Source organism: Psychrobacter frigidicola (genome assembly GCF_007997305.1).
Taxonomy (GTDB): Bacteria; Pseudomonadota; Gammaproteobacteria; order Pseudomonadales; family Moraxellaceae; genus Psychrobacter; species Psychrobacter frigidicola.
Genome location: NZ_VORZ01000001.1, coordinates 663,396 through 682,318 on the forward strand (window position 1 = coordinate 663,396; position 18,923 = coordinate 682,318).

General features: G+C 42.5%; 18 protein-coding genes. 8 read left to right on the plus strand and 10 right to left on the minus strand.

What is annotated here, in order from left to right:
- Positions 1–21 precede the first annotated feature (21 nt).
- On the minus strand, positions 22–1,152 hold the full coding sequence (hisC, locus tag ES754_RS02685; RefSeq protein WP_147221807.1) for a histidinol-phosphate transaminase: 1,131 nt from the start codon (positions 1,150–1,152) through the stop codon (positions 22–24).
- Between the two features lie 69 nt (positions 1,153–1,221).
- Positions 1,222–2,403 carry a prephenate dehydratase gene (gene pheA, locus ES754_RS02690; RefSeq protein WP_147221809.1) on the minus strand — a complete coding sequence of 394 codons (1,182 nt, stop codon included), beginning with the start codon at positions 2,401–2,403 and terminating at the stop codon, positions 1,222–1,224.
- Positions 2,404–2,785: 382 nt separating this feature from the next.
- Between pheA and ES754_RS02695 the strand changes: the two genes are divergently transcribed.
- Positions 2,786–3,727, plus strand: coding sequence for a transaldolase (locus ES754_RS02695; RefSeq protein ID WP_147221811.1), 942 nt, complete (start codon positions 2,786–2,788; stop codon positions 3,725–3,727).
- Between the two features lie 109 nt (positions 3,728–3,836).
- On the opposite strand, the gene ES754_RS02700 is transcribed toward ES754_RS02695, so the two are convergent.
- Positions 3,837–4,139 carry a hypothetical protein gene (locus tag ES754_RS02700; RefSeq protein WP_147221813.1) on the minus strand — a complete coding sequence of 101 codons (303 nt, stop codon included), beginning with the start codon at positions 4,137–4,139 and terminating at the stop codon, positions 3,837–3,839.
- 81 nt (positions 4,140–4,220) lie between these two features.
- On the minus strand, positions 4,221–4,757 hold the full coding sequence (locus ES754_RS02705; RefSeq protein ID WP_147223230.1) for an adenine phosphoribosyltransferase: 537 nt from the start codon (positions 4,755–4,757) through the stop codon (positions 4,221–4,223).
- 342 nt (positions 4,758–5,099) lie between these two features.
- On the opposite strand from ES754_RS02705, the gene ES754_RS02710 reads away from it, so the two are divergent.
- A complete protein-coding gene (locus ES754_RS02710) occupies positions 5,100–5,264 on the plus strand; it encodes a rubredoxin (RefSeq protein ID WP_147221815.1) in 165 nt (54 codons plus the stop codon).
- A 12-nt stretch (positions 5,265–5,276) separates the two neighbouring features.
- Complete coding sequence (locus ES754_RS02715) at positions 5,277–6,299, plus strand: alpha/beta fold hydrolase (RefSeq protein WP_147221817.1); 1,023 nt, start codon at positions 5,277–5,279, stop codon at positions 6,297–6,299.
- A gap of 164 nt (positions 6,300–6,463) precedes the next feature.
- Here the strand turns inward: ES754_RS02715 and ES754_RS02720 are convergent, their stop codons facing one another.
- Positions 6,464–7,612, minus strand: a complete 1,149-nt coding sequence (locus ES754_RS02720) for a WG repeat-containing protein (protein ID WP_147221819.1) — start codon at positions 7,610–7,612, stop codon at positions 6,464–6,466.
- A 272-nt stretch (positions 7,613–7,884) separates the two neighbouring features.
- Between ES754_RS02720 and ES754_RS02725 the strand changes: the two genes are divergently transcribed.
- Positions 7,885–8,778, plus strand: a complete 894-nt coding sequence (locus ES754_RS02725; RefSeq protein WP_147221821.1) for a DMT family transporter — start codon at positions 7,885–7,887, stop codon at positions 8,776–8,778.
- A 157-nt stretch (positions 8,779–8,935) separates the two neighbouring features.
- Here ES754_RS02725 and ES754_RS02730 read toward each other — a convergent pair whose 3' ends face one another.
- Positions 8,936–10,255 carry a solute carrier family 23 protein gene (locus ES754_RS02730; protein ID WP_420825342.1) on the minus strand — a complete coding sequence of 440 codons (1,320 nt, stop codon included), beginning with the start codon at positions 10,253–10,255 and terminating at the stop codon, positions 8,936–8,938.
- 715 nt (positions 10,256–10,970) lie between these two features.
- Between ES754_RS02730 and ES754_RS02735 the strand changes: the two genes are divergently transcribed.
- The gene (locus ES754_RS02735; RefSeq protein ID WP_147221825.1) at positions 10,971–12,404 is read left to right on the plus strand and encodes an L-serine ammonia-lyase; all 1,434 of its coding nucleotides are present in this window, start codon (positions 10,971–10,973) and stop codon (positions 12,402–12,404) included.
- A 99-nt stretch (positions 12,405–12,503) separates the two neighbouring features.
- Here the strand turns inward: ES754_RS02735 and ES754_RS02740 are convergent, their stop codons facing one another.
- The 3 genes from ES754_RS02740 to xthA form a co-directional block, all read right to left on the minus strand.
- Positions 12,504–12,902, minus strand: a complete 399-nt coding sequence (locus tag ES754_RS02740; protein WP_147221827.1) for a DUF4377 domain-containing protein — start codon at positions 12,900–12,902, stop codon at positions 12,504–12,506.
- A 288-nt stretch (positions 12,903–13,190) separates the two neighbouring features.
- Positions 13,191–14,414 (minus strand): bifunctional glutamate N-acetyltransferase/amino-acid acetyltransferase ArgJ, encoded by a 1,224-nt coding sequence (gene argJ / locus ES754_RS02745; protein ID WP_147221828.1) that lies wholly within the window; start codon positions 14,412–14,414, stop codon positions 13,191–13,193.
- A gap of 102 nt (positions 14,415–14,516) precedes the next feature.
- A complete protein-coding gene (gene xthA / locus ES754_RS02750; RefSeq protein WP_147221830.1) occupies positions 14,517–15,335 on the minus strand; it encodes an exodeoxyribonuclease III in 819 nt (272 codons plus the stop codon).
- Between the two features lie 199 nt (positions 15,336–15,534).
- On the opposite strand from xthA, the gene ES754_RS02755 reads away from it, so the two are divergent.
- Genes ES754_RS02755 through ES754_RS02765 form a run of 3 tightly spaced genes read left to right on the plus strand, consistent with a single transcriptional unit; the run spans position 15,535 to position 17,905 of the window.
- Positions 15,535–16,173, plus strand: coding sequence for a thioesterase family protein (locus ES754_RS02755; RefSeq protein WP_147221832.1), 639 nt, complete (start codon positions 15,535–15,537; stop codon positions 16,171–16,173).
- A gap of 3 nt (positions 16,174–16,176) precedes the next feature.
- Positions 16,177–17,046 (plus strand): ABC transporter ATP-binding protein, encoded by an 870-nt coding sequence (locus tag ES754_RS02760; RefSeq protein ID WP_147221834.1) that lies wholly within the window; start codon positions 16,177–16,179, stop codon positions 17,044–17,046.
- The gene (locus ES754_RS02765) at positions 17,039–17,905 is read left to right on the plus strand and encodes an ABC transporter permease (protein WP_227677735.1); all 867 of its coding nucleotides are present in this window, start codon (positions 17,039–17,041) and stop codon (positions 17,903–17,905) included. The genes ES754_RS02760 and ES754_RS02765 overlap by 8 nt, the downstream gene beginning before the upstream one ends.
- 101 nt (positions 17,906–18,006) lie before the next feature.
- Here the strand turns inward: ES754_RS02765 and ES754_RS02770 are convergent, their stop codons facing one another.
- Positions 18,007–18,876, minus strand: coding sequence for an SDR family oxidoreductase (locus ES754_RS02770; RefSeq protein ID WP_147221836.1), 870 nt, complete (start codon positions 18,874–18,876; stop codon positions 18,007–18,009).
- Positions 18,877–18,923: the final 47 nt, after the last annotated feature.

An 18,923-nucleotide genomic window follows, 5' to 3' on the forward strand; every position in this document is an offset into this window, starting at 1 on the left:
TTATCTAGCATAAGAATAGGTTCAGTCATCAGTCAATATAGAGCGCAGGGTATCAATCAGGCGCATATTTTCTTCAGCCACACCAACCGTAATCCGCAACCAATCGGGCAAACCATAGCCTACGAGAGGACGTACAATAACACCTTGTTCAAGCAGTGCCTGATTAATGGCCGCTGTATCTTCATCATCGATTTCAACCATGATAAAGTTGGCATGTGACTTAATAAATCCAAGCCCAAGAGTATCAAATTGCTTTTCTAACCACTGCATTTGTTCTCGATTGGTTTGGCACACCGTTTCAATAAAGTCTTGGTCAGCAAGGGCAGCGGCGGCGGCAGCCAGTCCAATACGACTGACATTAAACGGTTGACGAACGCGGTTTAACAGACCAGCTATTGGTGCTGAGCTGAGTGCATAACCAATACGCAATCCCGCCAGACCATAAGCTTTAGAAAAGGTGCGCACAATCACCACGTTATCGAACTCATCTAATAACGCCCGATTATTACTCTCTGGGCTATATTCGGTATAAGCTTCATCTAATACCACTAATACTGAGCTTGGCAAACTGGCCACAAACTGACGCAATTCTGCGCGTTCAAGCTGAGTACCCGTTGGATTATTAGGGTTGGCGATAAAGACAATCTTGGTATTAGCATTATCTTCGACTGCCTGACGCATGGCATCGAGGTCATGACCAAAACGCTGCGCCGGTACTTCGATACCCGTCGCCCCTTGCATCTTCGCTAGCATTGAATAAACTACAAATGCATATTGGCTATAGACTATCGCGTCATCCGTACCCACAAAGGTACGCGCCAAGATATCAAGCAAATCGTTAGAGCCATTACCAAGAGTAATACCATCCAACTTTATACCCGTAAATTCAGCAATACCTTGCTTGAGATAATAACCATTGCCATCCGGATAACGGGATAACTGTCCTAACTGCTCAGTAATCGCTAAGGTCACAGCAGGTGAGCAGCCGATTGGATTCTCATTACTCGCCAGCTTAACCACATCAGAGACGCCATATTCACGGGTCAGCTCTTCAACTGGCTTACCCGTTTGATATGGTGCTAAATCTAAGATACTGTCATAAGCAACCGTTGGCTGTGCTGAGCTTAAGTCTGTCGATTCAGAGGAATGCATGGTTTATCCTTAGATGTAACTACTCATCTATTATTGGTATTTATCATTATTGTGGTTAATTTTCTCTAACTATAGTACCGCTTTAGGGTATGAGCCTAGTACCCGCACATCTTTAACCAAAGGGCGGATATCAGCAATTGCCGCGCTGACGTTTGGATCTTGAATGTGACCGTCCATATCAATAAAGAACACATACGCCCATTTATTAGGACGCTCAGGACGGGTCTCAATACTGGTCATAGACACGCCATGATATGATAACGGCTTTAGAATTTCGATAAGCGCACCCGCTTTATCATGCGCTGACACCACGATAGAGGTCTTATCTTGACCTGATGGCGCGATTGCTTCGTGACCGATAATAAGGAAGCGTGTGGTATTACTAGGATTGTCTTCGATGTTGGAATAGAGCTTGTGCAAATCATATTCAGCAGCTGCCACATCCCCAGCGATAGCTGCTGAATGCCATTCGTTTTTCAGACGACGGGCGGCTTCCCCATTACTTGATACCGCAACGCGTTCAATATTAGGGAAATTAACATCGAGCCAATGACGGCACTGTGCTAATGACTGTTGATGTGAATAAATACGGCTGAGGCCATCAAGCTTAGTATGCTCTGCCACTAAAAAGTTTTGATGAATAGGCAGCTCAACTTCGCCAATAATTTTCAAGGTTGAAGATAAGAATCCGTCAAGAGTGTGATTAACCACACCTTCAGAGGAGTTTTCTACTGGCACCACACCATACATTGCAGTACCTGCCTCTACTTCACGGAACACATCAGTGATGGTCGTTAGCGGCAAGGTATCGGCAGCTTTACCAAAATGCTTAAGTGCAGCCGCATGAGTGAAAGTACCCAAAGGCCCTAAAAAGGCTATCCGTTGTGGCGCTTCTAAATCTAGGCACACTGACATAATTTCACGGAACAGACGCGCCATTTTTTCATCAGCGATTGGCCCCGTATTACGGGCCATTACTGCTTTTAATACTTGCGCTTCACGTTCAGGACGATAAAAAATAGGATTAGAATGTACTCTATTATCGCTATCAGCAACATGGTTCTTTTTGACTATCGCTACTTCCTGCGCTAATTTTGCACGATTATTAATCAGCGTTTGAATTTCACAATCTACCGTATCTATATTTTGGCGCAGTTTATTCAGTAACTCTTGATCGGTAGTGGTATCGCCTATTGCGTCAGTCGTTTGGCTTAAGTTGTCACTGTTTTGTTCTGATGATTGCTCACTCATACCGCCTATCCTTTTTTTAGAACTTATTATTTATTAATATAGTGTTGTATTATTATAATGATTATTAAGCCGATTATTATTCTAATAGACTATCCCATTGCAGTATGGTGTATTGTTAGTTATATGCCACTACTGTCTTATATCTATTAGTAAAGCTTACGGGATAGTATGGCAACCAATCACACAACCGCTCTACTATAGCAAAAACTACGCAAAGTGCCCATGCGTAAATCGGCTAAATAGCGTATTTAAGAAAAATTATTATAATGACGCAAAGGGAATAAAACTAGAAGTAAATCCATAGGCGAAACTATGTTAAAGTTTCATGTTAAATTTGAACTATTTATAAGCACTACCGTTAATTGACTAAAAAGGATATAAGATGAGCGCATTACAGCAGCTTCGCACTATGACTACTATTGTCGCCGATACCGGTGACCTTGCCGCCATTGCGCGCCTAAAACCTATTGATGCGACCACTAATCCCAGCCTGATTACCAAAGCGCTTATTCATCCTGACAATCAAGCCATGCTCTCAGACACTATGAATCACCATCAAGGTGATGTCGATGCGGTGATTGATGCCTTAACGATTCAGATAGGTTGCAATATTCTAGGCTTAATTGAAGGACGGGTATCTACTGAGGTCGATGCGCGCTTGTCTTATGATACCCAAGCGACGATTGATAAAGCGTTAGAATTTATGGCCGCTTATGCAAGAGCGGGCGTTGATTCCGAACGGGTACTGATTAAAATGGCGGCGACATGGCAAGGTATTGAAGCGGCGCGCTATCTTGAAACCCAAGGTATTCATTGTAATTTGACCCTATTATTTGGCCAGCATCAAGCAGTTGCTTGTGCCGATGCTGGTGTGACTTTAATATCACCTTTCGTTGGTCGCATTTTAGACTGGCAAAAACGCCAACAGAACCGCCAAAACGTGCCTGCGTCTGATGATATGGGTGTTCAATCGGTCAAACTTATTTATCAATATTATAAACAGCATGGTTATAAAACTCAGGTAATGGGTGCAAGCTTTCGCTCGACTGAGCAGATATTGGCGCTGGCTGGCTGTGATTTATTAACTATCGCTCCCAATCTGATTGACGAATTAGCAGCGATGGATTGCACCGTTACTCGCCAGATGTCTCCTGAGATGTCAATGGAGATGGACAGTATGAAACGCGTGAGCCTAACTCATGACGAGTTCAGCCAAGCCTATCAGCAAGATAAAGTGACACAGGATTTATTACCAAAGGGTATTGATGGCTTTATTGGAGCGCGTGATGAGCTGGCTCTGACATTAGCTGCTATGCGGAATTAAGGTTTAATAGAGTAAAAAAAGGCATACTCCTGAACTGAGTATGCCTTTTTTTACTCTATCTTTTGATGACAAGCAATAATATACCGTTCAACGAAAGATTTTTAGCAGATTAATTGTCAAGGTAAATACCATTTGGATTTAATTCAGATTTTGTTTTTTCATATTGTTTTCTTTCAGAGTCTGTTTTGAAGGAATAACCTTCAGACTTCATACAATAAGCAATCACTCTCTCTGCTTGCTCATCCGGAAGATTCTCAGCGTCCACATCTTTTCTGCAATAACCCAGCTGGTCGGTCATGGATTGTTTGCTTGCCCCTTCTTTATACCAAGACGCTTCTGGAACGTATGAAGTACAAGCTGTGACTACTCCTATTGCTAGGGTTAAAATGGTCGTTTTAAATAAAATATTCATAATAATTACTCACTCCTAAGGCAGACGTTTCTGAATTTTACACATTAATTGTAACAAAGCAACTTAAATAACAGGGTTTTTTTAAGCCTTCAGCACCGTATAAATGGGCACTGGAAACTTGCCATGCAAATCAACTAAATCAAGCAATACCAACGCTCCCACTACAGTATGCGAAGCTGACTTGCACAGCTCATAAGCAGTGGTCAGCGTGCCACCCGTTGCCAATATATCATCTACCAAGAGTACGCGCTCAGGTGGTAAGTTATTTTGCATCTCAAGAGTGTCTTTACCATATTCTAGCGCATAAGTCTTGTTAGCAACAGGCGGTGGTAATTTTCCCGGTTTACGCAGCAAAATTATGCCTTTACCCAAACGCCCTGCTATCAAACTTGCAAACACAAAGCCCCGTGCTTCAACCGCTCCTAAGCAGTCTACCTCATCTAGCAATCCAGCAGGCAATACTGCCAGCAGGGCATCAACGACTTCATTAATATGACTGCGCAGTAACGGCGTGATGTCATAAAAATCAATACCAACTTTGGGGAAATCAGGAACCGTACGAATGACTTGCCAAAATGGATGGTCAGTATTGAGTATATCAGAAGATTCTGATGACATATCAGCTGGCGTATTGGCAGCGGTAGCGCTCATAACAACCCTTAGTATAGGTAACTTGAATGATAATTTAACTGCGATAAATACCGTATCAATAGCATTAATACCGCACGCTATCATAACATAATTGATTCTGGGGTTATCACTGAACGAGCGAAAAGACCGCTATATTAATAGAATAAATAATAAATATCGACTTGATAAGTGCTTATTTATCTCAATATACAAGTGTAAACTTAAACACGTAAAATAGTGATATATGCTACACTACGTGCACTTTTGTGGTGTGTCCCGATTACAAATTGGCAGACTGTGGAATTGATAATTATTGATAGGATTATATATATGAACCGTTATGAATGTATTGTCTGTGGCTGGATATATGATGAAGCGCTTGGCTGTCCTGAAGAGGGTATTGCCCCTGGTACTAAGTGGGATGACATCCCTGACGACTGGACATGCCCTGAGTGCGGTGTGGGTAAGTTAGATTTTGAAATGGTAGAAATCTAAGTAGGAGCGCTCATGACGAACTCAAATTATCCTAACGAGATCGACGCGCCTGAAAAGGCCGTAAACTATCCAACGCCCGCATGGCAGAAATTTGGCGCACATGATTGGCGCGTCTCTGATCTTAGTGACCATCTGTATCAGGATATGCTGGACATCGGTGATGGTATTAAGCTGTGCGTTGAGGCTGGCGGCAATCCTGATAACCCGCCCTTGCTGATGGTCATGGGGCTAGGTTCACAAATGGTATTTTGGCCAGATGGCTTTATCAAGCGCCTGATTGATGCTGGATTTTTTGTGATTCGCTTTGATAACCGGGATATTGGTCTGTCGTCTAAAGTACAGATTGAAGGTCTGCCGCGTGTCAGTCAGCTCAAGATGATGCTCCGGCTGCAAACAGGGTTGTCTAATAAAGGTCAGCAAGTTGCCTATAATCTAACTGATATGGCTGAAGATACAGTGCGCCTTATTAAGGCGTTACATCTGAGTAGCACTCATTTACTAGGCGCTTCTATGGGGGGTATGATCGCCCAAATCGTTGCGGCCCGCTATCCAAGCTTAGTCAAGCGTATGGCATTGATGTTTACCACTACCAATCGCGCATTTTTGCGCCCGCCAAAAGCCAAACAGCTATACACCTTAATCAATCGGCCTGAAAGTCATTCGGAACGTGATATTGTACGCCATAGTGTTTGGTTTATGAAAACCGTCGGTACACCGGGGCATGTGAATGTGCGCACTGTACGTGAGATTGCTAAGTTACGCTACCAACGCAATTTTCATCCCTTAGGCTCAGTACAACAATTGAATGCTATTTTATCGTCAGGCTCTATTAGTCGCTTTAGTAAGCAAGTGAAAGCACCGACCATTGTCATTCATGGTAGTGCCGATGGTCTACTACCGGCATCCCAAGGGCGAGTGGTGGCCAAGACCATTCCCAACGCGTCATTTTATTTAATCGAAGGCATGGCGCATGATATTCCAGCCTATTATCAACCGTATTTGGTCGATTTAATTCGCAATCATTTATTAGAATAACCAGTTTTAGATAGTTTACTGGTTCAAACGTTATAATTTAAACAATGCGAATGAAAAAAGAGGTTGTAGCATAAATAGTTTATGCTGCAACCTCTTTTTTCATTTGCCATTCTAATCGAAATGGCTACTCTGCCTTAAATTACTACTTTATCCTAACAGTTACTTTATATGCAGCTGGCATAGTCACCTTTTATATCAATACAAATTTTGGCCCCATTATCAAGATTACTAACCCAAGCTTTCCCATTTTTGAAGACAAACGCTGGCATCTCTTTGTCGTTGTCAGTGGTGATTATACTGCTATCCTCGAAAGTGAAAGGTATGACCAACTCGCCACCTAAATTCAAAAATCCCCACTTATCATCAACGCGCACGCCAGCCACCCCTTCAGAAAACGGACGAACCTCGTCAAATGAATAAGTAATCATAATCACATTATCCTCATCAATAAATCCCCATCTACCATCTTGTTGATGCGGCTGCAGAGTACTAAACTCTGCTAAACGTCTTGGTGCTTCTGGTGCTATTTCCGAAACATTGTTTCTAACGTCAACCTCATTCGTGGTCTTATTAGTGGGGACTGAACGAGCACTGATATCACGCTCGTTGCGATTATCGCTACGAGTGTCATTACGGCTGCTGACTTTAGCATTAGGATCAGTAGTAGCCTTACCATTTTTATCTACCCAGCTGACCGCCTTATTCTTACGTACCCGCGCCACGCCGCCGCGGTAATTATCAATATCACTAATCGCTGATGAGAAAGGCACAATCGTGTCATTACCGGTACTGATGACACCATACTGACTTGATTTTTTGACCACAATTCGCCCATCAGATACTGGTCGCGCCCAACCTTGTCCGCCACTTAATATATCATAATTAGGAGGAATGACTTCCTGACCTTGCATGTTGATATAACCAACACGGCCATTGCGCAGCACAGGAAATAAACCGCCAGCCATCTTATTGACATCAACCTTTTGATAGCGTGATAAATCAACTGCTACTTTGCCCCTACTATCAATTAATGCCACAGGCGCACCGAAATCTTTTATTGCTAAGAAATAGCCACTAGCTGGCGTACAAGAAACATTCTTATAGTAACTTTTGGGCAACTTGCAGCTAGCTGCCTGTGCAGTTGGCATCGCAAATATTGCGCTTAATAAAACACTAATACCAAGCATTAGACGCGGTGTTTTGTTTAGTAAAGACTTGTTTACCAGCGTCGTACTTAGTGGTTCTGATTTTTTTAACGCTGAACCCAAAGAGCTTTGAGACACAGAGTATTGAAATATAGAGCGTTGATCCATAATGAAACCTAAGTTAAAAGTTTATATCATGCATTAAAAAATAAAATAACGACAAAATTAGGTGCCATCGTAAACTACTAGGCTAACAAATAGTAAAGTGAACACCAACCTCAGTCCTGTAAGAATGTCACTACACTCTATAAACCTTGTCAGCAATTTGTTATAGCAATTGTTAGATAATAGCATTTCTGTTTGAGCTTAAAACGTTTACACTTAAGCTTTTTTTAAATTGCTGGTTGTACTGTGGCATTGTGCACTAACAAGGACAAAATATGACAGTTGCTTCCACACGTTCGGCATCTATCGGTCTAATTATTGGTTGTATCATTTTTGGATTAGGCAGCCTGATTGTTGCTCATGTCGCTATCGGTGGTTGGGCGATGGCGTTTTGGCGGCTCGCAATTTCAGGAATTATATTTGCGCTACTGGCGAAATTCACAGGACAACGTCTGCCACGCTCAAGACGGGCAATTGTCTTTGGTCTATTATCTGGAGTATTTTTAGGCTTAGACTTAGCGCTTTGGCATGAGAGTATCCATGCGGTTGGTCCTGGTATCTCTACCCTACTCAATAGCTTACAGATTTTCTTTCTGGCTGCTATTGGGTTTTTATATTTTAATGAGCGTCAGTCGATTTTGCAGCTGGGAAGTTTGTGTTTAGCAATGTTAGGGGTGGCGATGATAGGCAGCCCTGAGTTTGCACAGAATACCAATGCAACATGGGGCTTCATCACGGGTATCGTTTCAGGAGCAATGCTGGCCGCATCAATGACCTTTATTCGTAAGACTCACGATACCGAACCGACACCGATATTTGTGCTCATGCAGCTAATCAGTATTGGCGGGGTATTAGCAATGATAGTACCGATGTTGTTTTTTGATAGGGGTCATATATTACCCAATACATGGGCTGAGGTTGGTTGGATATTGATATATGGCGCTGTGATGCAATGTATCGCTTGGGGGTTAATTGCTTATTCTATTCCTAAGCTGTCTTTGACATTAACTGGTCTATTACTGTTAACTGAGCCAATTGCCGCCTTAGTAATTGATTATAGCTGGCTGGACAAGCCTATCAACACCTTACAAGGGAGTGGCGCACTGCTGACTATGTTTGCTATTTACTTGGGATCGCTGAAACCTAAACCCCATGCCCTACGCCGATAGCGCTTCTTTGCACGGTTTTATAAGCAGAAATATAAATAAAGGTTTATAAAAGCAAACTATAAAACGGATAGTAAAAGTAGGCAACAAAAATGGCAAGTTATATATAGATATAATCTGCCATTTTATAATTTACTATTATGAGCAGTTTTTTTAGTTATTAATTCTTCTGCCTATTGAACAATGCATTAAGCACAATTGCTGTTAAAGTAGCCGTACCAATACCACCCAAATCAAAGCCGCCCAAGTGTAAGCTAAAGTTACCCGTTCCCATAATCACCGTGACCGCTGCAATGATTAAATTGCTGTTTTTACTAAAGTCGATATGACTGTCTATCCAAATTTTCGCGCCAGCGATGGCAATGAGACCAAACACCACAATAGAAGCACCCCCTAATAATGCGGGTGGAATCGTTTGGATAATCGCGCCAAACTTTGGCGATAGACCTAGCAAAACGGCGACAACCCCTGCCATTACAAAAATCGTGGTGCTATAAACCTTTGTTACTGCCATGACACCGATATTCTCAGCATAAGTGGTCACCCCTGTACCGCCGAAACCCGCTGAAAAAGTAGTTGCCAAACCGTCAGCAAAGAAAGCGCGACCCATATATGGTGTGACGCGAGACTTAGTCATGCCTTCTACCGCTTTAAAATGTCCAAGGTTTTCGGCAATCAGAATAAAAGCAACGGGTGCAATTAGAATAATAGCGCTCATCTCAAAACGCGGTGCATGAATACCAGGTAACCCAAACCAAGAGGCAGCAGAGATGCCGCTAAAGTCAATCGCTACCCCAAAGCCCAGCACATTGGTCATAATAAAATAGGCTAAATAAGACAGTATCAAACCGACCAATAACAGCAGACGCCTAAGCATACCGCGAGTAAATACTGCCACGCCACTAATAAGGAGTACGGTTAGCGCTGCCATCCACGCATCGAACTGATTGGCAGATACCCCCTGAATGGTCACCGGCGCTAAATTAAGACCAATGATCATCACGATTGCACCAGTCACGATAGGTGGCATTAAACGCTCAATCCAGCCAGTTCCCGTCTTGATAACCAATAATCCCACTAAAGCATAAATAATCCCGCATACCATGATGCCGCCTAAGGCGACATTTAGATTACTATTAAAGCCTACACCAGCATAAGCGGTGACGGCGATAACAGGGCCAATAAAAGCGAAGCTTGAGCCCAAATAGCTGGGCATACGCCCACCAGTAATCATAAAAAACATGATGGTACAAATACCGGACATCAAAATCGCTAGATTGGGATCAAAACCCATTAATAGCGGCGCAAGCACTGTTGAACCAAACATCGCAAAAGTATGCTGCACGCCGAGCAATACGCTTTTTGTAGGCGGTAAATACTCATTAATGCCGACAGGATTACGGTCTAGATCACCCTGAAAAGGTCGCCATGTTGGGAACCAACGACCATTTTCAAAATCGGGGTTATATGGTAAGCTCATTACCGCTGTATTATTATCAGTGGTATTCAGTTCTGAGGAGTCTGGTTCTGCTTGGGAGGAATGCTCCGAGGGAGAGGTCATGCGCGCTGTTCCTGATTCATCTAAACTAATAATAATGAGGTCTTAAATAATAAGATTATAATAGCTAGAACATGTAGTTAAAAATAGTGATCGGGTAAACAAATAAAAGCACTACAACGCTCGTATCGTCCTATTTTGCCTAATACATCATGACCAACCGCTGCTCTAAACCTATATTCCTTTAAGCTATATTATGACGATATTTCGTCTTCATGAGAGCTTATGATCAAAAAAATGACCAAAGTACGCCTGTTTTTATAGAGTTTCTACATTTTGCTAGATGTATGCGGCTGGATATGTTCTACTAAATGCACCGCTTCGGCTGCTCTAATTATATTCTACAGCGACAGAAAAATTACAGGATGTTACACAAGCGTTGACGCATAGCATCATAACGGAAATTCATAATAAACAACAGCTATTATTTACTCGTCATCTGGACTGCCACGTTTAAAAAATGTCATAGCTACTTTCATAGACTTAACGTCTAACTATACTTACTACTTATTGTTGTCTACCGTTTCCCTATGTGAGTGCCGTATTTTTTATGCGGTCACAGTAAGCTATACTTATAGCTATGTATATAACCTAACAGTCGTATTCACTCTGTTTCACTTTTTTTCGGTGTATTAGTATGATTAGTGTATTTGATTTATTTAAAATCGGCATTGGCCCATCAAGTTCTCATACCGTAGGCCCGATGGTAGCCGCTAACTTATTCTTAGCGTCCTTACTTAAGCAAGCCAAGTTAGCGGATATCAGTGGGCTGGAGATTGAGCTATATGGCTCATTAGCCGCAACTGGCAAAGGGCATGCGACTGATACTGCTATCTTACTAGGTTTGCTGGGGCATCAGCCAAGCACAATCGATACACGGCTGACCAGTCAATATATGTCTCAAATTTTTTCTGACAAACAACTGAATATTGCAGGCGAGCATAACATTGCTTTTGATACCGAGCGCGATATCCACTGGTATGGTGAAACCGTCCTTCCCTACCACCCAAACGCCATGACTATCAGTGTACTATTAACAGACGGTAGCCGTTATCAGCAAACTTATTATTCAGTAGGGGGCGGTTTTGTCATCAATGATGAAGACGCCAACAATCCAGATGAAGACCATGGCACCCCGACTATTGATGTCATCCCTTACCCATTTAATACCGCAGCCGAGCTTCTTGAGCAATGCCGAAAAAACAACTTGAGTATCAGTGAATTGGTCTTGGCTAACGAGCTGCATTATCGTAGCCAAGAAGACGTGTTTGGCTATTTAGATTCTATCTGGACCTCGATGCAAGACTGCGTGATCCGTGGTTGTCAAAACAGTGGCATATTACCAGGCGGTTTGGATGTTAAACGCCGTGCTCAAGCTTTACATTTACAGTTGTGCGCTGAAAAAGACCAGCCTAGTAGCAAAGAAGATAAGCTCGTGGCAATGGATTGGATCAACTTATATGCGCTAGCTGTCAATGAGGAAAATGCCAATGGCGGTAACGTGGTGACAGCCCCAACCAATGGCGCAGCTGGTATTATTCCAGCAGTTATGCATTATTACCGTGATTTTTTAGCGGATTATAGTATCGATGGTGCGCGCAAATACCTGCTAAATGCGACCGCTATTGGCAGTTTAATTAAGCAAAATGCTTCTATATCTGGCGCTGAAGTAGGTTGTCAAGGCGAAGTTGGCTCCGCTTGCGCAATGGCAGCTTCTGCTTTAGCTGAAATTTTAGGCGGTGACCCTGCTAAATGTTTGAATGCGGCTGAGATAGGTATTGAGCACAATTTGGGCCTGACTTGTGACCCGGTTGGCGGCTTGGTACAAGTGCCTTGTATCGAACGCAATGCAATGGGCGCTGTGAAAGCCGTTAATGCCGCACGCCTTGCCTGCCGTGGTAATGGTCAACACTTTGTATCTTTTGATAAAGTCGTTGAGACAATGAAACAAACAGGGGCTGATATGATGGATATTTATAAAGAAACATCACGTGGCGGACTTGCCATTTATGCTGATAACCGCATACCGACTGCCAGCCAAGGCGTCAGTGTGAAATACAGTCAGTGCTAATCAACCTGTCTGATAGTTAATTCAGATAAATCAGCTTGCAAAAAAAGCCCCTAATAAATTAGAGGCTTTTTTTATTAATGTCATTACTTAAATTAAGAACTATTCAGCTGTTTTTGATATTATTTTGTTTAAAGACCAAGCAGGATTAACCATACCTGTTTCTGTATTAGCAACCGCTTCTTGGCGTACGTCTAATACATAGCGATAATTTGGCTCATAAGTGAACCCTTGAATATCACCATTTAGCGTATTATAGTTTTTCTGATACGTCTGACGATATTGCAAGCACTCAGTTTCAACCACAGTACCACTAGTATTCGGAAGCTCACAAATAGCTTTACGCGGCGCAATTTCTACTTTAAAGCTTGGGATATTAACGACTTTAACACTGACCGCTTCACCTTCAACGACCATAGCGCGTTCATCAGCCAACTTCATAGTAGAACAACCTGATACTGCAAAAGTTGTCATTAATGCTGCAATTGCTAACTTTTTCATTGTTTAACCCTCAGTTAATTACTATTAAACTATCAGTGTGTTAGATGGGTTTTCTAAGATGAAAGCTCAATATCACTAATAATTATGAATATCAAAACTTATTAATACAGATGCTTTATAATTATAAAGTCTCTTATTGTTTTGCTGCATTGATTATAAGCTGCATAAAACCTTATGCTCTATAACCGCTTTGTAAGTTAACGTCAGTTTTTGCAACCGATGTTATACAGTAGTCATTATTAATAGTAGCTATTAGGGGTGAGGAGTCATATTTTTCAGACATAAAAATCAACTACGATAGTCGGCATTAATTTTGACATACTCATAGGATAAGTCACAGGTATAGACGGTGTCACTTGCCGTACCGCGTGCTAAATCAATATGAATAGTAATCTCAGGACGGCTCATAACTTCATTGCCAGCAGCTTCGGTATAGTCGCTAGCCACAGTACCGTTTTGGCAAATCATCACTTCATTTAACGACACGCTCACCTGTTCAGTATCCAAATCTTCAATGCCAGCGTAACCAACCGCTGCTAAAATTCGACCCCAATTGGCATCACTAGCAAAAAACGCCGTTTTGACCAACGGCGAATGCGCAACCGCGTAAGCCACATCGCAACACTCTTGACTGGTCTTACCGCCAGTGACTTTTACGGTCATAAATTTGGTCGCGCCCTCTCCGTCGCGCACAATTAACTGTGCCAAACGTACAAAAACCTCAGTCAAAGCGATAAACAGTGGCTGATAATGTGGGTGTTCAGGACTATCAATCACTTGCGAGCTGACTTTACCAGTGGCAATCAACACGCAGCAATCATTGGTTGAGGTATCACCGTCGACGGTAATGCGGTTAAATGACTGCTCATTGACGGCGGCAAGCATTTCTTGTAATAAGTCAGCCGCAATATTGGCATCAGTTGCGACATAACCCAGCATAGTCGCCATATTAGGACGAATCATTCCTGAACCTTTTGAGATACCAGTAATGTGGTAACTTGTACCATCAAGCGTAACTTTTTGGCTAGCAACCTTTGGGATAGTGTCCGTAGTCAGAATACCATTAGCGGCTGCCAACCAATTATCAGCATCTAGATTGGCTAATGCGGTATCCAATCCTGCTATTATCGCATCGCTATTTAACGGCTCACCGATAACGCCAGTGGAAAACGGCAATACCGAATTGCTATCTACCTCTGCTCTCGATGCTAATGCTGCACAAATATCTTCGGCGCGACGTTTTCCATCCGCACCGGTACCCGCATTGGCGTTGCCAGTATTAGTAATTAAATAACGCGGGCTGGTTTTTGCAAAATGCTCACGCAAGACACGTACGGGCGCGGCACAAAAAGCACTCTTGGTGGTAACCACTGCCGTTGCTGCCGAATCAGCAATCTCTATAACGACTAAATCATCACGGTCTTTATAGCGCACGCCTGCAGCAGTGGCGCTAAGTTTGATGCCATCAATAGCATAAATAATTTCAGGTACAGCAACATTGCCGACAGCCATCTTAGAATCCTTATTTATTAGTTTTTTATAAGATACATTATAAGTAAAGTCATTAAAATTTAAGCGTGAGAGTTTTTAAGTATGTAAATATGATAGTTAAGGCTAACTGAAATCAAATGCTGACCATATTGGGGCGTGGTCAGATGGCTTTTCCATCGCTCGTAACTCATAACTGATACCAGCATCTGTACATTTATCTTTCAAATCCGGAGTACATAAAATGTGGTCAATACGCATACCGCGTTTGGGCTCATCATTGAAGCCGCGACTGCGATAATCAAACCAACTATATAGCTCAGTGCTGGTAGGGTAATGCAGTCGATAAGTGTCGGTCAACTCACGTGACATCAACGCCTCATACCATTCGCGCTCTTCAGGTAAGAATGAGGTCTTTCTATTTTTAAGCCAGCGCTTGGCATTGACCTCACCGATACCAACATCGATATCTTCTGGCGCAATATTCATATCACCCATTATAATCAACGAGCGCCCTTCCGCTTTTAGGGTATCAATATAAACCATTAAATCAGCATAATAAGCACGTTTCATCGGATACTTAGTCGGATGGTCTTGGCTCTCACCTTGTGGAAAATAACCATTAAGGACATCAATCTCACGCCCTTGCAACTCATAACGGGCATGGATAAAGCGCTTTTGTGCCTCATCGTCTTCACCCGGAAAACCTTTTTGCACAAAAATAGGCGCAACTTTCGATAATAGTGCGACACCATAATGCGCCTTTTGGCCAAAATATTCGACGTGATAGCCTAGACTCTCAACATTTTCGAGCGGAAACTGCTCGTCATGCACTTTAGTTTCTTGCAGACCCATCACATCAGGATCGATTATGTCACGTACTGCCTCTAACTGATGCTGACGAGCACGGATACCATTGATATTAAAACAAACAAAGCGGGTCATGCGTTATCCTATTCTTATGAATTTATGATTGATTTTTTAATAAACTAATTCGTTGACTGGTTAATGTCATTTAATTAAAGCGAGGGTTTATTTTGCTATAGCTTATCAGCAAGCTATACTAATGCGGTAACCACTATTTTATGGTCAAAACTATATAACCCTTATTATTATAAACTTAAGCATTTTATCGAGTTATTTTATGTCTATTATTATAAGCACCACTACCAGCACAAAAAAAGCGGCTATTGCAAAGACAGCTACTAAGCCCTTATTCGCAGTCGATTATCACGTCTATATTAACCATACAGACGCCGGCGGTATAGTCTACCATGCCAATCATTTGGTATTTTTTGAAAACTGCCGCCGTGATTGGTTTACCACCTTGGGATTGAATACTTACTTTTTACAGGCTGACAATGGTCAAATTCAACATTTTGTGGTCAGTCAGGCAGAACTAAAATATCAAAAAGCCATTTTTTTAGATGAAGAAATCAGCGTACGTATTGATAAGGTAGAACTGAAACCCGCCAGCATTATATTCTACCAAAGTATTCATCGCCATTTGCCTGAAAGGCTTGATAGTAATGACAACCTAGATAACAATGTAAGTAACGCTAATAACAAGCCAGCCGGCACCTTGTTAAGCAATGCCAAAATTGTCATAGCCTGTGTCCAAAACCAAACCAAACCTACTACAGAAGCAGATCTTAGGGATAGTAACACAGGCAATAAAGCGGCTACTGTGCCGAGCGCCGCACCTATTCGTCCGATTCGAGTACCAAAGCAGCTCCATGATAGCATCCAACAAGCTATCTCACAGCAGACTACTGGACAATAAACCTTGCTAACTTCTGACTCTAGCAATGATAACGCGCTATTAGTATTTGATGATGTGTGGGTGCATAGCAATCGCCCAACAACCATACATGTTAATCATACTGACGATAATATTTTTAAAGATGCGTCTAAAACAACTGTTAATAGTGCGTCTAAAAACTTGTTTAGCAATGCCTCTCACAGCATTTTTAATAAGCTTACTCGTAAAACAGCTGATCGTACCCATAATCAGCAAGTGACAGATGAGCAAGTCTTAATTAAAGCTGCGAGTGGGCAGCTCGCACAAGGACAACTGACCGTGCTCACAGGAGCTTCAGGTAGCGGCAAGTCAGTATTATTACGAGTGCTAGCAGGGTTATCACCGTTAGCGACAGGCAATATTTGGCTTAACGTGGATAAGAATCAGCAGCAGAATATCCATGAGACATCTGCTATTGAATGGCGTACGCAAGTGGCATTACTGGCGCAGCATCCACAGCTCATAGAAGGTAGTGTCCTCGATAACTTACAACTGCCTTATAGTTTGCACGCAAATCAGCACAGCTCATTTAATATCGATTGGCATATTAAGCAGTTAGGTTTTTTACAGCGTAGCCAAGCATTTTTGCAGCAGTCTGCCGCTCATCTATCTGGAGGCGAACGACAATTGGTTAATACCTTACGGCTATTACAGCTACAACCACAAGTGTTGCTGTTAGACGAACCCACTGCCGCGCTTGATGCCGAGACTGCTAACAACCTTATACAATTGCTGATGCACTGGCTACAAGCTGAACCGCATCGCGCTATGCTATGGGTTACGCATGACACTCAAACTATCCTGCCGTTCGCTAATGAGCACTGGAATATGCAGGCGGGAACATTAAATGGGTGAGCCTGTTGTTTATATGCAGACTATGAATAAGACTGCTGTCGATGTTTATACAGCTATGCCTAATGCTACCAGCACTGAAAATCTGCAAATTCTGCTGACTTACGGCGATGTGGCACTTGCCAGCAGTTTGATATTATTAGTGATATTTATATCATGGCGATTGCGATTACGGCTGACCTCTACGCTATTAATGGCAGCAGCTCGTACCGTAATACAGCTAAGTTTTATTGGACTCATATTGGCATGGATATTTGCACGCGAACAATGGTACGAAGTGCTCATCATCTTAACCATGATGACTTTAATTGCGTCAGGTGCTGCTAAAAATCGAGTCAAACGAGCTTATAAAGGCTTATTAACAGATACTTTTATTGCCGTAAGTATTTCAGCCGTACTGGTCACTATCATCGCTATTGCCTTGATTTTACGGGTACAACCTTGGTATACCCCGCAGTTTATTATCCCGATATTAGGGCTGATATTAGGCAACTCATTGACTGCCATCTCATTAACCAGTAACCAGCTTGTTAATGCTTTTCATGAGCAGCAGGGCCGTATTGAGATGATGTTGTCCTTGTCAGCAACACCATTTGAAGCAGTACATGCGCCCATTCGTGCGGCTATTATTAATGGGATGACACCAACGCTAAACTCTATGCTGGTGGTCGGTATAGTCAGCTTACCGGGCATGATGACCGGACAAATACTTGCTGGCGCTGACCCGACGCAAGCAGTACGCTATCAGATTGTTACCATGTTTTTGATATGCGTCAGTAGCATCCTTGGCTGCACTTTAAGTGCCCTACTTATTTATCGACGCTTTTTTAATGATCGGCAGCAGCTTATCCTACCTAACTGACTATTATTGAGGCATAAAGCTCCATTTAAAAAGCCCTCAATACTAAAATATAGAGGGCTTTTTTATTTAGTCAATAAACTATTTAAGTATAGAAAATATGATTAGCTAATTTTATTGACCATGGCCAGAGGTAAATGCTTCATTGCTTGTCCTACTATTGACCAAGGCAGGCTGGGCACACAGGCTTGTTCGGCACCAGACTCAATTGCTGCTACCATCGCTTTTGTACCCGTTTCTGCATCGACTTGGAACGGTAGCGGCTTGGCATTGGTATTGATTTCAGTACGAATATAACCGGGGAAAATAGTCGATACTTTAATAGGTAAATTGGTCAGCAACATATCAGCACGAATACCTTCCGCTAAATAAGCCAAACCCGCCTTACTGGCTCCATAAGTGGTCATATGCGCTGGTAGACCGCGCATTGCAGACATGCTCGATATCACTACTAAGTGCCCACTATTTTGGGCACGAAATATAGTCATAGCCGCTTCGCATTGTGCCAGTGCTGAGACAAAGTTAATCTCTGCCGTACGGCGGTTGGTCTCAAAGCGACCCTTACCGATACGGCGACTCTCACCCACCCCAGCATTAACCACTACCCGATTGATATGGCCAAAATCAGTCGCAAAAGCATCGAATACTGTAAATATAGCTTTATAATCGCTCACATCTAGCACGCGATATTCAACACGAATATCAGGATAGCTTTTTAGTAGCTCAGCTTTTAGTTGTTCTAAGCGCTCGCTGCGCCGGGCACAAATTGCTAAATTGTAACCTAGTTTAGCGAACAGCCGCGCCATACCTTCACCCAAACCCGAGCTCGCACCAGTAATTAACACCGTTTTTCCGCGGCCTACTTGCTGCTTATTTAAACCTTTAAGATAACGTGATGGCTGAATGGCACTAAAAGCTTGATCTTTACTTTGCTTGGCGGTCTTGGTTACTAGGCTTATTAACTTATGTTGCATGGGCAGTCCCTTGTAGGTATCTATGTCGCTATAAAAAGTCTAAAAAT